The sequence below is a fragment of the Pelosinus fermentans DSM 17108 genome, assembly GCF_000271485.2.
GTDB lineage: Bacteria > Bacillota > Negativicutes > DSM-13327 > DSM-13327 > Pelosinus > Pelosinus fermentans.
In genome coordinates, this window is sequence record NZ_AKVN02000001.1 from 143,948 (window position 1) to 159,647 (window position 15,700).

A 15,700-nucleotide genomic window follows, 5' to 3' on the forward strand; every position below is an offset into this window, starting at 1 on the left:
CCTGCTTATTTTTAATTTTTAATTTTGATAGCTTGCGCTACCGCTTGTTTTTCCTCATCTGTCAACAAATAAGAAGAAACTCCTGAAACGATTGGTTTGGAATATGTACGAAATTCATTACGTCCATAAATGCTGGAAATTACAAGACCATTATTATAAGAATCTAAAAGTGCAATGGCAAAACTTAGATCACTGCCTACATCTTCAAAAGCATTAAACCGAACAAGGGCTACCTTTTGTACACAATCTTTTGCTATTTTTTCTAATCGCTTGCAATCTTCAGATAGGGTATCCACTTTCCCCACAACATGCTTTACTTCTTCAATATGTGAAATTAGCAGTTTCTCTAAGTTTTCCCCATCTACCCCCTGCATCATTCTACGATATTTCTTATTCATTTTGCCAAGTCTTATATTAATACTTATAAAGACAAACAATGCTAATAAAATCATTACTGTCATACCTAATAATACATACTGTAAATTGTTCATAACCAGATTTGATACTTGTGTTGCATAATCCATTTCATCATACCTTTCAACTTACACTTAAATTTTTACACCGGTTATAAAGACGCAAGAATTGCAGCAACCGGAATTGCAGGCAGTAAATTAGCTACTTTGATTGTTTTTATTTCTAGCATTAGTAAACTAATACCCATGATAAGCAAACCACCCACTGCTGACATTTCAATAATCATCTTATCGGCTATCATACCGCTAAGGCTGCTTGCCAGTAAGGTAATCGAACCTTGGTATAGTAAAATAGATACACTCGATAAGGCCACACCTATCCCCAGCCCTGATGCAAAGACGGCTGAAGCGACAGCATCCAGCATCGACTTTGCATACAAAGTACTAGCATCTCCCGTTAGCCCTTCTTGTATTGAGCCAACAATTGCCATTGCTCCTATACAAAATACTAAACTTCCTGTAATAAAACCTTCACCAACACTGCCATGTTTACTACCTGCCTTTAATGTTAACCATTCACCAAAATTCGACAACCATTTATCAATGTTCAAAAACTCACCAAGCAAACCGCCAATTACTACACTCAATATGACGATCAATATATTTTGTGTCTTTAAAGCCATTTGTAAACCAATTAGACCAACAGCTAAAGCTAATCCGTGCATTAGTGTATGTTGATAGCGCTGAGAAAGCCGCTGCTTTAATGCTAAACCAATAATTGCCCCACCAAGTACAGCTGCTGCATTAACTAAGGTACCCTTCATCTTCTTCTTCCCCCTCCCTTCCCGCATCTTTACTGAAATCTTGACTTGCATGGACAAAACACTACGCGCCCTTTAAAAAACCGATAAAGCGAATGGAACTACAAAGACGCAAAGGACACAAAGGGGTTTTATTTATTTTTTTGTGCACTCCTTTGTGTGCCGCGTTAGCGGTATTGTGCCTTTGTGGTTCAATGTTTTACTCCAAAAAAGCGATCTTTACATTTCTTCGCGACCTTCATGGTTAACTACTTTTTCTGCTTATACTTTCCAGGTTATTGATAGAGAGCGAAGGACGCAAAAGATACGCAAGGTAAAAATCCCTAAGCGTTCCCTTTGCGCCATTTGATTGTTCATTTTGCTATTGCTTTAATACGAATTGCATTTCATTTTATCATATTATTTAATTTAATTCACTCAAAATTCTTTGTATATGAGGGAATGGCTCTAACGCTTGTTCTAAAATTCCATTTATATAAGCAATCAAAATTCCATAATTCACTACCGGTACCGCTTTAGTTGAGACTTCAGAAAGGCGATGAAGCATTTCCTTACGGTTTAACATACAAGCGCCACAATGTATAATTAAGCTATATTTACTTAAATCTTCTGGGAAATGACTGCCTGCAGCCCATTCAAATTTTAACTCTCCGCCTACTTTTTCTTGCAGCCACCGAGGGATTTTAACGGTTCCAATGTCATCCGCCTGTTGATGATGGGTACAAGCTTCTGCAATCAAAACGGTATCCCCTGATTTTAACTTCTCAATGTTTTTAACACCAGACACTAACGTTTCCAAATCGCCTTTATGTCTTGCAAATAATATAGAGAAAGATGTTAACATAACACCAGGTGGTGTCTCTGCCGAAACTCTCTCAAAAGCTTGTGAATCTGTAACTATTAATCTAGGTAGTTTGCGTAAATTTTCAATTGCCTGTTTTAGTTCTGTTTCTTTCACCACGATTGTCACACCATCATGGTCAAGAATATCACGGATAGTTTGAACTTGGGGTAAAATGAGTCGCCCTTTCGGCGCTGCTGAATCAATGGGAGTCACTAGAATTATTGTATCCTTGGCTTGGATGAGGTCCCCAATCACAGGCGGTCCCTGCCAACCTGGCGGAGCATAGGTAATAATTAATTTTTTCAATTCTTCAATACCCTGATTATTCTTTACACTAGTAGGCAGCAAGGGAATACTAAACTCCTTACTCCACTTCATTACTAATTCCGCTGCTATCGTAATTTTATCAGTTTTGTTTATGACTCCAACAATAGGTATTTTCTTTACCTTAATACCTTCTATTAAAGCTTTTTCATACTGGGTTATGCCGCTTTCAGCTTCCAATACAATTATCACTAAATCCGCTTTATTTAATACGCTCATGGTGCGTTCTACTCGTAATGTACCAAGGCATCCGCTATCATCAATACCTGCAGTATCAATAATCATAACCGGACCAATTGGTAGAATCTCCATCGCTTTATATACGGGATCTGTTGTTGTCCCTGGAACATCTGATACTAAAGCAACTTTTTGGTTTGTCAGTGCATTGATTAAACTAGATTTGCCTGCATTACGCCTTCCTAAAATTGCAATGTGCAAACGTGATGCTTTTGGTGTTTCCTGCATGTTAATTCTCCTTTATTCGCAATATATTACTAATTCATATTGCATATCTTTATGTTTTACAAAAAGTGTCAAATTATGTTTCACGTGAAACATAATTTGACACTTTTTATTTTTATACTGCGAAGGTTCCTCGAGACTTACTAGGAGCCGGTGATTCATCACCACTTAAAACTTCAAGAATGCGTTCTAAATCTTCAGATGAAGAAAATTCGATTTCAATTTTGCTCTTGAATTTTCCTTCTTTAATTTTCACTTGTGTACCTAATATCATCTTAAGTCGATCTTCAGCTTCTGTCACAAAAAAATTTTTCTCTTCTACATTCTTCGGTTGTTGTTTTGCTGGTTTCTTTTTATCCGCTATTCGTTTGACTAATTCTTCTGCATCCCTTGCTGACAAATCATTTTCAATAATGATTTCCGCTGCTTCTAATTGAAGTTCGAGGGTTTCTAAGGCTAACAGGGGTCTGGACTGTCCCATGGATAATGTTCCACGTGAAACATAATCTTGTACCTTGGGATGTAAATTCAATAAACGCACCATATTCGCGATCACAGAACGACTGCGACCAATTTTTTTTGCAACTTCTTCTTGGGTTAAACGAAACTCATCCATTAAACGACGATAGGCAAGAGCTTCTTCAATGGCATTTAAATCTTCTCTTTGTATATTTTCAATTAAAGAGATTTCCGTCATTTCCCTATCTGTATAATCTTTAATAATAACAGGGATCTCTTTCAGACCTGCTTGCTGAGAAGCACGCAGTCGTCGCTCACCAGCTACTAATTCATAAATATTATTACTTTTTCGTACTACAAGGGGTTGCAATACGCCATATTGACTAATAGAAGATACTAATTCGAGCAATGCAGTTTCATCAAAGACCCGGCGTGGCTGAAATTTATTGGGAATAATTTCTGAAATGGATACATTCTTTATAAGAGACTCTGCATCCACTCCTTTTGAACTAGAAAACAAGGCATCCAATCCCCGGCCTAATCCTCTCTGAGAATTATTATTCATCATCAATCACCTCTTTAGCTAAATCTGTATACACTTCTGCCCCTTTAGATTTAGGATCATATCGAGTGATAGGCTGTCCATGGCTAGGTGCTTCACTAAGACGAACATTCCGGGGAATAATCGTTTGGTATACCTTATGTCGAAAATGATTTTTCACTTCATCTACGACTTGAATAGACAAGTTTGTCCTGGCGTCAAACATTGTCAGAACTACCCCTTCCAAAGACAATGCCGGATTTAGATTCTTCTGAACAAGGGTAATTGTATTCATCAGCTGGGATAACCCTTCCAATGCATAAAACTCACATTGAATTGGTACTAAGACGGAATTAGCGGCGGTTAATGAATTAATAGTCAATAACCCTAAAGAAGGAGGGCAGTCAATAATAACATAATCATAACTGTACTTCACTTTATCCAAAACCCTTTTTAGCTTCGTTTCTCGAGACATAATAGATACCAACTCGATTTCCGCTCCTGCCAGCTGAATCGTAGCGGGTAACAGCATTAGATTTTCAATTTTGGTTTGTAAAATAACGCCTTCAATCGGTACATCATTAACTAGCACATCATAAACAGACTGTTTCATCTTGGTTTTATCAAAACCAAAACCACTCGTAGAATTACCTTGTGGATCAAGATCCACTAATAATACTTTTTTCCCTAAATCAGCCAAACATGCACTTAAATTAACAGAAGTTGTTGTCTTTCCAACACCCCCTTTTTGGTTGGCAATTGCAATTACCTTCACCAAGTAGTTCACCCCATATTCTCATTCATTTTTTAAGAAAGACTAAGGCACATGCCAGGTCTTTAGAATCCAGGACAAGCCTTAGTCTTCTACTTACAAACTGTCCTCTCGATTCTAATTTCTATAAGCTAATTCATTCCACACTCTAGAGACTATCTCCTGCCAAAAATGGCAGATACCCTCCGTAAATATACCATTATTTAACCAATTTAATAATTATTTAAAAAACATTGACAATCATTCGATTTTATATTATCATGAATTCCAATTTAATAAATACTCTTATCTAGAGTGGTCGAGGGACTGGCCCTATGACACCCAGCAACCGGCAGCAATGCAAATGGTGCTAAATCCAGCAGAATTCACGTTCTGAAAGATAAGAGGAAAGAACGGATGATAAAACAGCCTCTTTCCTCAAAGGAAAGAGGCTGTTTTATTCATAGATTTTTATTCAAACTAATAAATTATAAATAATGTGAGGTTATTCATGAAACTTTCTGATCGATTTAATAAAGGAAAAACCCTTGTCTCTTTTGAAATTTTTCCGCCAAAACAAACCGTCACCTTAGAATCTATTTTTAAAACAACAGAGGGCTTACAAACCCTCAATCCTGATTTTACTAGTATTACCTATGGAGCCGGAGGCAGTGCTTCAGACCGCACCATTGAAACGGCAGATAAAATTAAAAATACGTATGGCGTCGAGGCCTTAGCTCATTTAACTTGCATCAACTCCCACAAAGATGATATTGATCTAATGTTAAATCAACTGCAAGCTCATAATATTGAAAATATATTAGCTATGCGAGGCGATTATCCAATAAATAAAAACAATGATAAAGGAAGAGAAAATACTTATCAATATGCAAAAGATTTAATCGCCCATATTAAATCCAATCATGATTTTTGCATTGCTGCCGCCGCTTATCCAGAAGGACACCCAGAATGTCCTGATTTGAATACAGATCTTCTTCACCTAAAAGAAAAGGTAAATAGCGGTACAGATTTTCTAATTACACAAATGTTTTTTGATAATGCCATTTTTTATGATTTTCTTGACCGAATTAAACAAGTGAATATCACAATCCCTGTCAGTGCCGGGATCATGCCATTGCTAAATAGCAAACAAGTAGGCAGGATTAAAGGATTGTGCGGTGCTTCTATTCCTAAACCCCTACAAAACATCATTGAAAAATATGAACATTCATCTTTAGATTTTGAAAAAGCAGGGATTGAATATGCTTGCAGCCAAATTACAGATTTGGTAGCAAATCAGGTAGATGGTATACATCTATATACAATGAACAAACTAGAACAATCCAAAACCATTATTCAACAAACAAATTTGCGTTAAATATTGCTTATACTTAAAATGTCTTGATACGGTTAAAGGAGGGATACTGTGCCAATTTACAATCCAACAATCCAAACGCTAGATATGAGTGAATTAAAACGTTATTCAGGTCTTACGAAATGTACTGAATTCCCCCAGCGCTTACTTGATCAAGCTTGTACAGAAGCACAGATCATCTCCCAACCAAAAGCAAGCTGGCAGATCTATGATTATGATGCCAGTACTTCTACAATTATGAGCCCTGAACCTTTATCACTTCCTCCAACCGTTATTAGTAAACACTTGGCGAACTCTTTAAAGGTTGCCGTTATTGCAGTTACCATAGGACCTGATTTAGAGAAGCTCGTAAGTGAATACTTCAGCAAAAACGAATATACCTTAGGCTTGTTATTAGATGCAGCAGGCACAACGGCTGTAGAACTGGCTGCCGATCAAGCTTGTGAGCTTATTAAGCAGGACGAAAATAAGCAAGGGTATACCACTCTATTCCGCTTTAGCCCAGGCTATGGACAATGGGATATTAGGGTTCAACCTCAAATCTTAACGTTAGCACATGGGGATGAAATTAATATAACAGCCACTTCGGCATGTATGCTTCTCCCCCGTAAATCCATTACAGCTGTGATTGGGTTAACACCAACTGTATCAAACCTCCCCCATAAAGAAACAATCGAAGGTTCTAAATGTGATCAATGCCAGCAAATAAATTGTCTATCTAGAAAGGATTGAAATTATGATTTATATTTTTGACGGTGCCATGGGAACGATGTTACAAAATGCAGGATTACCGCCGGGATATTGTCCCGAATTATGGAATCAAGAGCAGCCAGCCGTGATTACGGCTATACATAAAAGTTATATCGATAGCGGATCCGATATTATTGAAACAAATACCTTTGGAGCAAATCGGATAAAATTAACCCATTATGGCTTAGAAGAAAAGGTTGCTTTGCTTAATACTGCCGCTGTTCAGGCAGCCCGGGCTGCCTGTGGTCCTGATACTAAGATAGCAGGTTCTGTAGGTCCTACAGGTAAATTAATTGTTCCTTTAGGAGATTTATCCTTCGATGATGCGTACAACGTTTTTTTTGAGCAAATTTCTGCCTTAGATCAAGCTGGCGTAGATATGATTCTAATTGAAACGATTATTGATATTCAAGAAATGCGTGCAGCTTTACTTGCAGCAAAAGCTGCTTCTAAAAAACCTGTTATTTGTCAAATGTCCTTTGGTGCTGATGAAAGAACTGTAACTGGTACTGATCCCATAACGGCAACGATCATTTTAGAAGCAATGGGTGCTGATATCATTGGTGTAAATTGTTCCTTAGGTCCTGCACAATTACTGCCAATTGTAGAAAAAATAGCACAGACTACAAATTGTCCAATCAGTGTTCAAGCCAATGCAGGAATGCCCAGCCTAATCAATAAACAAACTGTTTTTCCCATGCAGCCTGAGGAAATGGGACTTTGGGCTAAAAAATTAGTTGCTGCAGGTGCCCGTTATGTTGGCGGCTGCTGCGGCACTACCCCCCAGCACATTAAATCTATATACCAAGCCGTAAAACATCTCGCCCTATCCGATTTACCCACGGTTCAATCAGCGAAAAAGTCTACCGCCTTAACCAGCCGCAGTAAAACCATTTACCTGGGCGCTGGTCATCCCACTGTCATTATTGGTGAACGGATTAATCCTACAGGCCGCAAACAATTAGCAGCCGATATTGCCGCGGGACAATTTATTTCCGTAAAAAAAGAAGCCTTGTCTCAAGTCCGTGCAGGTGCACACCTTCTAGATGTAAATATGGGGGTTCCAGGAATTGACCAGGCCAAGGCCATGCAGTATGCAATTCAAGAGTTATCAATGCTGGTAGATGTTCCTTTGGTAATTGATACAACCGATGTAAATGCGTTAGAAGCAGGCTTGAAGGCGTATCCTGGCAGGGCGTTGATTAACTCAGTAAGTGCAGAACCAGAACGCTTAAAGTCTTTTTTACCTCTGGCCAAAAAATATGGAGCTGCTATCCTTTGTTTACCGATTAGTCCAGCTGGAGTCCCTAAAACCGCACAAGATCGGTTAGTAGTAATACAAGAAATTATTCATAAAGCATTTGAAACGGGTCTCAAACCCGGGGATTTTGTACTAGATGCTCTCATCCTAACAGCCGCGGCAGATGCCAGGGCTGGTCTTGAAGCTCTTGCCACATTGAAATTGTATCGCCAGCATCTTGGTTACCCAACTACAATGGGTCTTAGTAATATTTCTTTTGGACTGCCCAGGCGAGATATTATTAATGCAACCTTTTGTGCAATGGCATTAGATGCCGGACTTGATGCGCCCATTCTAAATCCGTATGATCCTCTCATGCAGCAAACCTTAGCAGCTTCCGCTTTGCTTTTAGGAGATGATCCCAGCGGCAGATCCTACAGCGTAAATTATGCCCCTACTAGTCAATCCGAAGAAAGAGCTGCCCCTCTTACACCTAAAAACATTATTGAACAAATCCATCTTGCTATTGTATCTGGAGAAAAAGAAGCGGTTGTTCCTTTAGTAGAGCAGGCATTAAGAGAAGGACATAAATCCATTGATATTAGTGAGCAAGCATTAACAACGGCCATGAATAAAGTTGGTATCGCTTTTGGCAATGGACAATGTTTTCTCCCCCAAGTATTATTAGCTGCCGAAAGCATGCGCGCCGCCTTCCTTACAATAAAAAAAGAACTGCCGGCTCATGCAACAACAAGTTTAGGTACTATCATCTTAGCTACTGTCAAAGGTGATATTCATGACTTAGGAAAAAATATTGTAGCTGCCTTATTAGAAAATAACGGTTTTACCGTAATTGACTTAGGAAAAGATATTTCTCCTGAAAAGATTGTGGAAAAAGCGCTAGAGCATAAAGCTGATATTGTGGGTCTATGCGCCCTTATGACGACTACAATGCCGCAAATTGACCACACCATTGCAGCGTTAAAAGCTGCAGGATGTTCTGCTCAAACCATCGTCGGCGGAGCTGTGCTAACGCAGGAATATGCAAATCAAGCAAATGCAGATTCTTATGCAGCTAATGGTGTCGATGCTGTAACAATTGCCAAAGGTTTTATGGCTGATAAAGCACATTAACACATATGGCTATCCCATGATCGGTAAATTAACTTGTATGAAAGCATTTTTTTGCTAATTTCATATAAGTTAATTTTTTTATCACAAATGCAGGATTTATGACAAATTATATGGAATTTTATATAAAAATGTCAATTTTTATTTACGCTTTTATATACATTATTAAATGATAGGTGGTAAAAAGGAATGGATAAAGAGGGAATAATGAGTGAAGCAGCGATTGACGAACTACTAGCTGTTGCTAATAAAGAATTATTCGCTCCAGAGTCAGCTTCTGCTAACAGCGAAATTGACCAGCTATCAGCCAGTGAAGAAAATGTGTCTCAAGGAATACCTCCCACACAAAAAATATCTTTTTTAACACAGCTCTTGCAAGAGTCTCAAATAAAAAGAAAATTAGCTGCTGTTCTTTTGCTATTATGTGTCTGCATCCTGACAGGAGGATATGTCGGCTATCAAAAGGCACTGCAAACAATAGAGGCACCTCTTCCTCTCGATAAAATAATCCAGCAGGGAATTACTTTCGAAGGGAAAAATCTCATTACTTATGCAGGGCGTGGTGATAAACCAATTGTCCTCGCTTTTCTTGATGCAGGTATGGACATTAATACAACGCGAAACACTGATGGATGGACAGCTTTAACAGCGGCCTCTTTTTATAAAAAGCCCGAGATGGTTAAGCTGCTGCTGGAAAAGCAGGCACTTGTTGACATACAAGACAGATCTGGCAGGACTCCCTTATTATATGCTGCTGCGATGGGAACGGAGGAAATTACCACTCTGTTACTAGAGGCAGGAGCGAACCCTAATACCCAAGACAAAAACGGACGAACTGCACTTATGGAGGCCTACTCCAAACAAGAAGCAAAAATCGCCGAAATCCTTAAAAGTGCTGGTGCCGATCCTACACTTTCTACTATAGTGCGAAAAGAAGATATACCAGATGCTCCAGCATCTCAAGCTAAAAAAGTACCTCAAATCGCCTCTTCCACGATTCCCGATGAGGTTCGAATGACAGTCGGCAAAGCTGGCCTGATACCAATTGGTATGCCCTTGGAAGAGGTAAAGAAATTATATCCGGCTCTTACTATGAATGAAATGTATATTGATGGCAGCAAAAAAATCCTTGCAAATATCTTTTTAGAAAACAACAGTGATCCCTCCTTAGTATTAGAACTTTCAAGAGGAAAATCCCAATTAGTATCAATTATAAACATCTATGATTCCAGATTCACAACTGATAAAAGCATTACCCTTCACTCTACAGTCGGCGATATCCGAAATCAATATTCGGTAAGCGAGATTCGAGTCATTGACCATTCCTTGTATCTTCTCGTTAAAAGTACGAAAATGCTGTTCGAACTGGATATCAACGATCCTATGATACCAATTAGCTGGACGGAAAGTGGCAGCCCTGATTCCATACCTTCTGATACTAAAATAAAACGAGTTATAATGTATTAAAAAAGCTAACAATAAATTGTTAGCTTTTTTAATACATTATAACTTTATATCCCATACTGACTTTATTTTTTCTTCGGAATGCGTAAATTAATATGAATAAATTCCTCATCTTGCTCTTGTTTTACTTTAATTTTAAGACCTGTTTTTTTCATTTCCCCTACTACATTGTTAATGGTATTAATAAAAATACGTACATCGCGAATCACTTTTACAACGTTGCGCTTGGGAGTATTTTTAGCCTCTACTTGTTTGGCGATATCTTCTAAGAACTCTTCAATCAGCTCTTCTGTCTCTCGCACATTTAACTTCTTTTCACTGATCATTTCCAATACTTCTAATTGCAATCTAGAATCATCTAACTTCAGTAAAGAACGGGCATGACGTTCCGTTAACTTTTCCCGTGCGATTACCCCACGAACCTCAGGTATCAGTTTTAATAATCGCAATTTATTCGCAATGGTAGATTGATTCTTACCCATACGTTTAGCAAGTTCCTCTTGGGTGAAAGCAAAACTTGTAATTAATTGCTGAAAGCCTTCTGCCTCTTCTAAGAAATGTAAATCTTCTCTCTGTAAATTCTCAATCATAGCTAATTCAGCCATTTCTTTATCAGTAAACTCTTTTATAATTACAGGTACCTGACTTAAGCCTGCTAACTTTGAAGCGCGCAGACGACGTTCTCCCGCCACTAATTCAAAACCATCAGGAATAAGACGCACAATTAAAGGTTGTATAATGCCATACTCTTCAATGGATGATGCCAATTCTTGTAAAGATTCTTGACTAAATATTTTCCTTGGCTGAAATGGGTTGGGAACAATTTCAGTAATTTGTACATGCTGTACATTGCCTTCATTCATCCCGTTTTCCATCGTGCTTAAGCTGATGTCATCCTGCCCATTATCTATATCCCTTGTATTATTGGCTTGCTCTTTAGCAATTTCCGGACGTTCTGAAGTCAGGCCTAATAATCTGGCTAAATTTTTCATCTGTACACCGCCTTACCTAAAATAAGCCTTGTCAATAAGGTAATATTCGGCATTTCCACACAAGTTCCTTTTAACATGACTGTATTATAATGGATTTTTTTCTGCAATGCCTGGACGCCTAGGATACGCTGGTAATGTTTTTTTTATTTTTCGAATATATACAACTGCCCTTATATCATCAAGACCTGGCAGCTTAATATTATCAATTTTATCGATTTCGCCGCCAAGCACCCTGAGAGCGCTTGTAGACTCTTTTATTTCTTGACTGTACTGTGACCCCTTAAGGGCAATAAAAAACCCTCCTACGGCCACAAATGGCAGGCATAATTCAGAGAGGATACTCAATCTTGCTACTGCCCGGGACACGGCCATATCATATACCTCACGAAATTGTTTATTTCTTCCACCATCTTCTGCTCGACTGTGGATAAATTCAATATCCGGTATTTCTAATTTTTCGGCTACTTCTTTTAAAAATAAAATTCTTTTATTTAGAGAATCAAATAACGTCAGTTTTAAATCAGGACGATAAATCTTAAGAGGCAATCCGGGAAAACCAGCTCCAGTACCTACATCAATTATTTTTGCTCCATTTTTAAAAATAACCTTATCATAACAAGATAAGGAATCAATCATGTGTTTGACAGCCACTTCATTCGGATCGGTAATCGCTGTCAAATTGATTTTTTGATTCCATTCTATCAATAATTCAAAATACTGGGAAAACCGGGTTAACTGTTCCTCAGTTAAAGATAAAGAATATTCCGTCGCAGCCTTTAGTAACACCTCACGAAAGATCAATTGCTTCATCCCTCCTACGCTTTTGTTCCATATAAATCATTAATATCGAAATATCGGCAGGAGAAACACCGGAAATACGTCCAGCTTGTCCTATGGATAACGGGCGAATTTCATTCAATTTTTCTCTAGCTTCCACAGCTAAGCCGCTTAGCTGCATATAATCAATATCCTTAGGCAATAATTTTTCATCTAATCTGGCCGCCCGCTCTACTTGTTCAAGTTGTTTGCTAATATAACCTTCATATTTAGCAGAAATTTCTACTTGCTGCTGTACCGCCGAATCCAAGAGAGGTACATCAAAATGCTCAGAAATCATGTTATAGTTAATTTCCGTTCTCCGCAGTAAATCATACAGCATAATACCAGTACGCAATTCAACTGTTCCCATAGCCTGCATCTTTGCCTGTATTTCAGGCGTGGGGGTAATCATTACACTGCGCAGCAGTTTTAAACTTTCTTCAATGGAATCACGTTTACAAACAAATTTAGCATATCGTTCATCACTGACTAAACCAATTTTGCGTCCAATTTCCGTTAGACGCAAGTCCGCATTGTCCTGACGCAAAATAAGGCGGAATTCAGCTCGAGAGGTCATAATGCGATAAGGCTCATTGGTTCCTTTTGTAACTAAATCATCAATCAGCACTCCAATATATCCATCAGAACGAGACAAAATCAGCGGTTCCTGACCTTTAACCAATAGGGCGGCATTAATGCCAGCTACTAAGCCCTGAGCTGCAGCTTCTTCATAACCTGATGTGCCATTTATCTGACCTGCTGAGAACAATCCTTGAACCGTTTTAAATTCTAAAGTTGGCTTAAGCTGGGTAGAATCAATACAATCGTAATCAATCGCATAACCCGGACGCATAATTTTTACATTCTCCATGCCAGCAATGGTTCGCAGGAATTCATATTGTACATCAATTGGCAGGCTTGTAGACATGCCTTGCACATACATTTCATTAGTATGATGTCCTTCTGGTTCTATAAATAATTGGTGTGCATTTTTATCGGCAAATCTTACAATTTTTGATTCGATAGATGGACAATATCGCGGTCCAACCCCCTCTACAATTCCCGTATACATAGGGGCACGATGTAGATTATTTCGTATGATTTCATGAGTCTTTTCATTGGTATATGTCAGCCAGCAGGGCAGTTGCTTTCTAGTCGTAATTTCACTTAAAAAAGAAAAATTATGAACCTCTTCATCACCTGGCTGCTCAATCATCTTAGAAAAGTCCAAAGAACGTTTATCTACCCTTGCCGGGGTACCTGTCTTAAATCGCATGATACGAATATTTAATTCTTTTAAGGAAGATGTTAAATTTTCAGCAGCTCGCTGACCATTGGGACCGCCTTTATATGCGAGTTCTCCTATGATAATTTTTCCGCCTAAATAAGTCCCTGTTGCTAGTATTATACTTTTCGTATAATACATTTCTCCAGTTTCCACTTCAATTCCATATACCTTCTGATCCTTCGCCAGAATTCTTTCGACCAACACCTGTTTCACATCTAAATTAGGCTGATTTTCAACTGTCTCTTTCATTGTGATATGGTATAAATCTTTATCAGCCTGAGCTCTTAATGCATGTACAGCTGGTCCTTTTCCTGTATTTAGCATTCTCATTTGAAGACTGGTTTTATCTGCATTAATCCCCATTTGCCCGCCTAATGCATCTAATTCTCTCACTAAATGTCCCTTAGCCGGACCACCAACGGAAGGATTACATGGCATAAAAGCAATATTATCTAAATTAATTGTCGTTAACAGCGTTTGACAGCCCATGCGGGCAGCCGCTAATGCTGCTTCGCATCCAGAATGACCAGACCCAATCACAATTACATCATACTCGCCTGCAATAAACACAATTTGCCACTCCCCTATTTACCAATACAAAATTGAGTGAAAATCTGATCAATAATATCTTCCCCCACTGTATCTCCTGTAATCTCCCCTAGCTTGTCCCAACTTTCTTTTAAATCAATCACAATACAATCCGATGGCATTCCTTCATCAATTGTCGCAATTGTCGCTTCTAAATGATACTTAGCTTGCTCTAATAAATTAGCTTGACGCAAATTGGTAAGAAACGCTCCCTCTTTTTGAGTAATTTCCCCACCGTACACCATATCCACAATCATCTGCTCCAGTTCTGCTAAGCCAGTACCTTCCATTACCGATATCTTTAATACTTTTGTATCTGCTATGTAGGTATATACTTCATCCAAATTTAAAAGGGCCGGCAAATCTGTTTTATTAACTAAGACAATTGCCTGTTTACCGGAAAGCATCGTTAGTACTTCTCTATCTTCTGCTGATAATGGCAGAGAAGCATCTAATAATAACAAAATTAAGTCCGCTGTCACAACAAATTCTTTCGCTTTTTCCACGCCCATTTGCTCAATAATATCAGAGGTTTCTCTAATCCCGGCAGTATCTACAATTTTTAAAGGAACACCCGATAGGTTCACGAATTCTTCAATCACATCACGGGTTGTTCCTGGAATATCTGTTACAATCGCTCTTTTTTCTTTCAATAAAGCATTTAACAAACTGGATTTACCCACATTGGGTTTACCAAGAATTACAGTTTCTAATCCTTCCCGCAATATCCTTCCCGTCTCTTTTGTAAGCAATAAATGATTTATATCCGCCAATAACAGCACTACTGCTGCTCTAACATCCTGAGCGGCTAACACCTCAATATCTTCTTCTGGAAAATCAATGGTCGCTTCTAAATTGGCAATCATTCGTAAGATTTCATATCTCATTTTGCGTATCTGATCTGATAAGGCACCCGATAAATGTCCCACAGCCATACGAAGAGAAGCATCTGTTTTCGCTCTAATGATATCCATAACGGCTTCCGCCTGAGATAAATCCAGTCTGCCATTTAGAAATGCCCGCTTTGTAAATTCACCAGGTTCGGATAATCGTGCACCATACTGCAGTGTAAGTGCCAGAATCTTCTTCATTGGTACAGGACCGCCATGGCAGTGAATTTCAACAACATCTTCTCGCGTATAGGATTTAGGGCCATGCATAACAAGTAATAAAACCTCGTCAATAACCAGGCCATTATCCGGATCTATAATATGTCCATATGCCACTTGCTGTGATGCGATCTGTCCTGCATTCTTCCCATTTATTCCACGAAAAAATGTTTCCGCTATCTTTATCGTCAAGGAGCCACTCATACGTATAATGCCAATAGCTCCTTCACCTGGAGCAGTAGCGATTGTACTAATCGTATCCTCTGCAAACACTTTTATTCCTCCTTATTTTGTATCCGTATACTCTCGTAAAAAACAATCATAATATA

At 38.5% G+C, this 15,700-nt stretch carries 13 protein-coding genes and 1 riboswitch; of the genes, 4 read left to right on the plus strand and 9 right to left on the minus strand.

The features are described from left to right. Positions 1-11: 11 nt before the first annotated feature. The 5 genes from FR7_RS00685 to FR7_RS00705 form a co-directional block, all read right to left on the minus strand. The gene (locus FR7_RS00685; protein WP_007936098.1) at positions 12-524 is read right to left on the minus strand and encodes a DUF4446 family protein; all 513 of its coding nucleotides are present in this window, start codon (positions 522-524) and stop codon (positions 12-14) included. A gap of 41 nt (positions 525-565) precedes the next feature. Next, positions 566-1,237, minus strand: coding sequence for a DUF554 domain-containing protein (locus FR7_RS00690; RefSeq protein WP_007936099.1), 672 nt, complete (start codon positions 1,235-1,237; stop codon positions 566-568). Between the two features lie 400 nt (positions 1,238-1,637). Continuing rightward, on the minus strand, positions 1,638-2,867 hold the full coding sequence (hydF, locus tag FR7_RS00695) for a [FeFe] hydrogenase H-cluster maturation GTPase HydF (RefSeq protein ID WP_007936100.1): 1,230 nt from the start codon (positions 2,865-2,867) through the stop codon (positions 1,638-1,640). Positions 2,868-2,979: 112 nt separating this feature from the next. Continuing rightward, the gene (locus tag FR7_RS00700) at positions 2,980-3,891 is read right to left on the minus strand and encodes a ParB/RepB/Spo0J family partition protein (RefSeq protein WP_007936101.1); all 912 of its coding nucleotides are present in this window, start codon (positions 3,889-3,891) and stop codon (positions 2,980-2,982) included. Beyond that, positions 3,881-4,651: a ParA family protein gene (locus FR7_RS00705; protein ID WP_007936102.1), complete on the minus strand. Its 771-nt coding sequence runs from the start codon at positions 4,649-4,651 to the stop codon at positions 3,881-3,883. Before FR7_RS00705 ends, FR7_RS00700 begins: the two co-directional genes overlap by 11 nt. 267 nt (positions 4,652-4,918) lie before the next feature. Beyond that, positions 4,919-5,022: riboswitch (SAM riboswitch) on the plus strand. Positions 5,023-5,126: 104 nt separating this feature from the next. Between FR7_RS00705 and metF the strand changes: the two genes are divergently transcribed. The 4 genes from metF (at position 5,127) to FR7_RS00725 (ending at position 10,578) form a co-directional block, all read left to right on the plus strand. After that, on the plus strand, positions 5,127-5,993 hold the full coding sequence (metF, locus tag FR7_RS00710; protein WP_007936103.1) for a methylenetetrahydrofolate reductase [NAD(P)H]: 867 nt from the start codon (positions 5,127-5,129) through the stop codon (positions 5,991-5,993). Between the two features lie 48 nt (positions 5,994-6,041). Further along, positions 6,042-6,722: a hypothetical protein gene (locus FR7_RS00715; RefSeq protein WP_007936110.1), complete on the plus strand. Its 681-nt coding sequence runs from the start codon at positions 6,042-6,044 to the stop codon at positions 6,720-6,722. A 4-nt stretch (positions 6,723-6,726) separates the two neighbouring features. Further along, positions 6,727-9,114 carry a homocysteine S-methyltransferase family protein gene (locus FR7_RS00720; protein ID WP_007936113.1) on the plus strand — a complete coding sequence of 796 codons (2,388 nt, stop codon included), beginning with the start codon at positions 6,727-6,729 and terminating at the stop codon, positions 9,112-9,114. Positions 9,115-9,300: 186 nt separating this feature from the next. Then, positions 9,301-10,578: an ankyrin repeat domain-containing protein gene (locus FR7_RS00725; protein ID WP_007936115.1), complete on the plus strand. Its 1,278-nt coding sequence runs from the start codon at positions 9,301-9,303 to the stop codon at positions 10,576-10,578. 62 nt (positions 10,579-10,640) lie between these two features. Here FR7_RS00725 and noc read toward each other — a convergent pair whose 3' ends face one another. From noc to mnmE, 4 genes are all read right to left on the minus strand, one after another. Next, on the minus strand, positions 10,641-11,567 hold the full coding sequence (noc, locus tag FR7_RS00730; RefSeq protein ID WP_007936117.1) for a nucleoid occlusion protein: 927 nt from the start codon (positions 11,565-11,567) through the stop codon (positions 10,641-10,643). A gap of 84 nt (positions 11,568-11,651) precedes the next feature. Beyond that, a complete protein-coding gene (gene rsmG, locus FR7_RS00735) occupies positions 11,652-12,368 on the minus strand; it encodes a 16S rRNA (guanine(527)-N(7))-methyltransferase RsmG (protein ID WP_007936118.1) in 717 nt (238 codons plus the stop codon). Next, positions 12,355-14,244, minus strand: coding sequence for a tRNA uridine-5-carboxymethylaminomethyl(34) synthesis enzyme MnmG (mnmG, locus tag FR7_RS00740; protein WP_007936119.1), 1,890 nt, complete (start codon positions 14,242-14,244; stop codon positions 12,355-12,357). The genes rsmG and mnmG overlap by 14 nt, the downstream gene beginning before the upstream one ends. 14 nt (positions 14,245-14,258) lie before the next feature. Next, positions 14,259-15,644: a tRNA uridine-5-carboxymethylaminomethyl(34) synthesis GTPase MnmE gene (gene mnmE / locus FR7_RS00745; RefSeq protein ID WP_007936120.1), complete on the minus strand. Its 1,386-nt coding sequence runs from the start codon at positions 15,642-15,644 to the stop codon at positions 14,259-14,261. Positions 15,645-15,700: the final 56 nt, after the last annotated feature.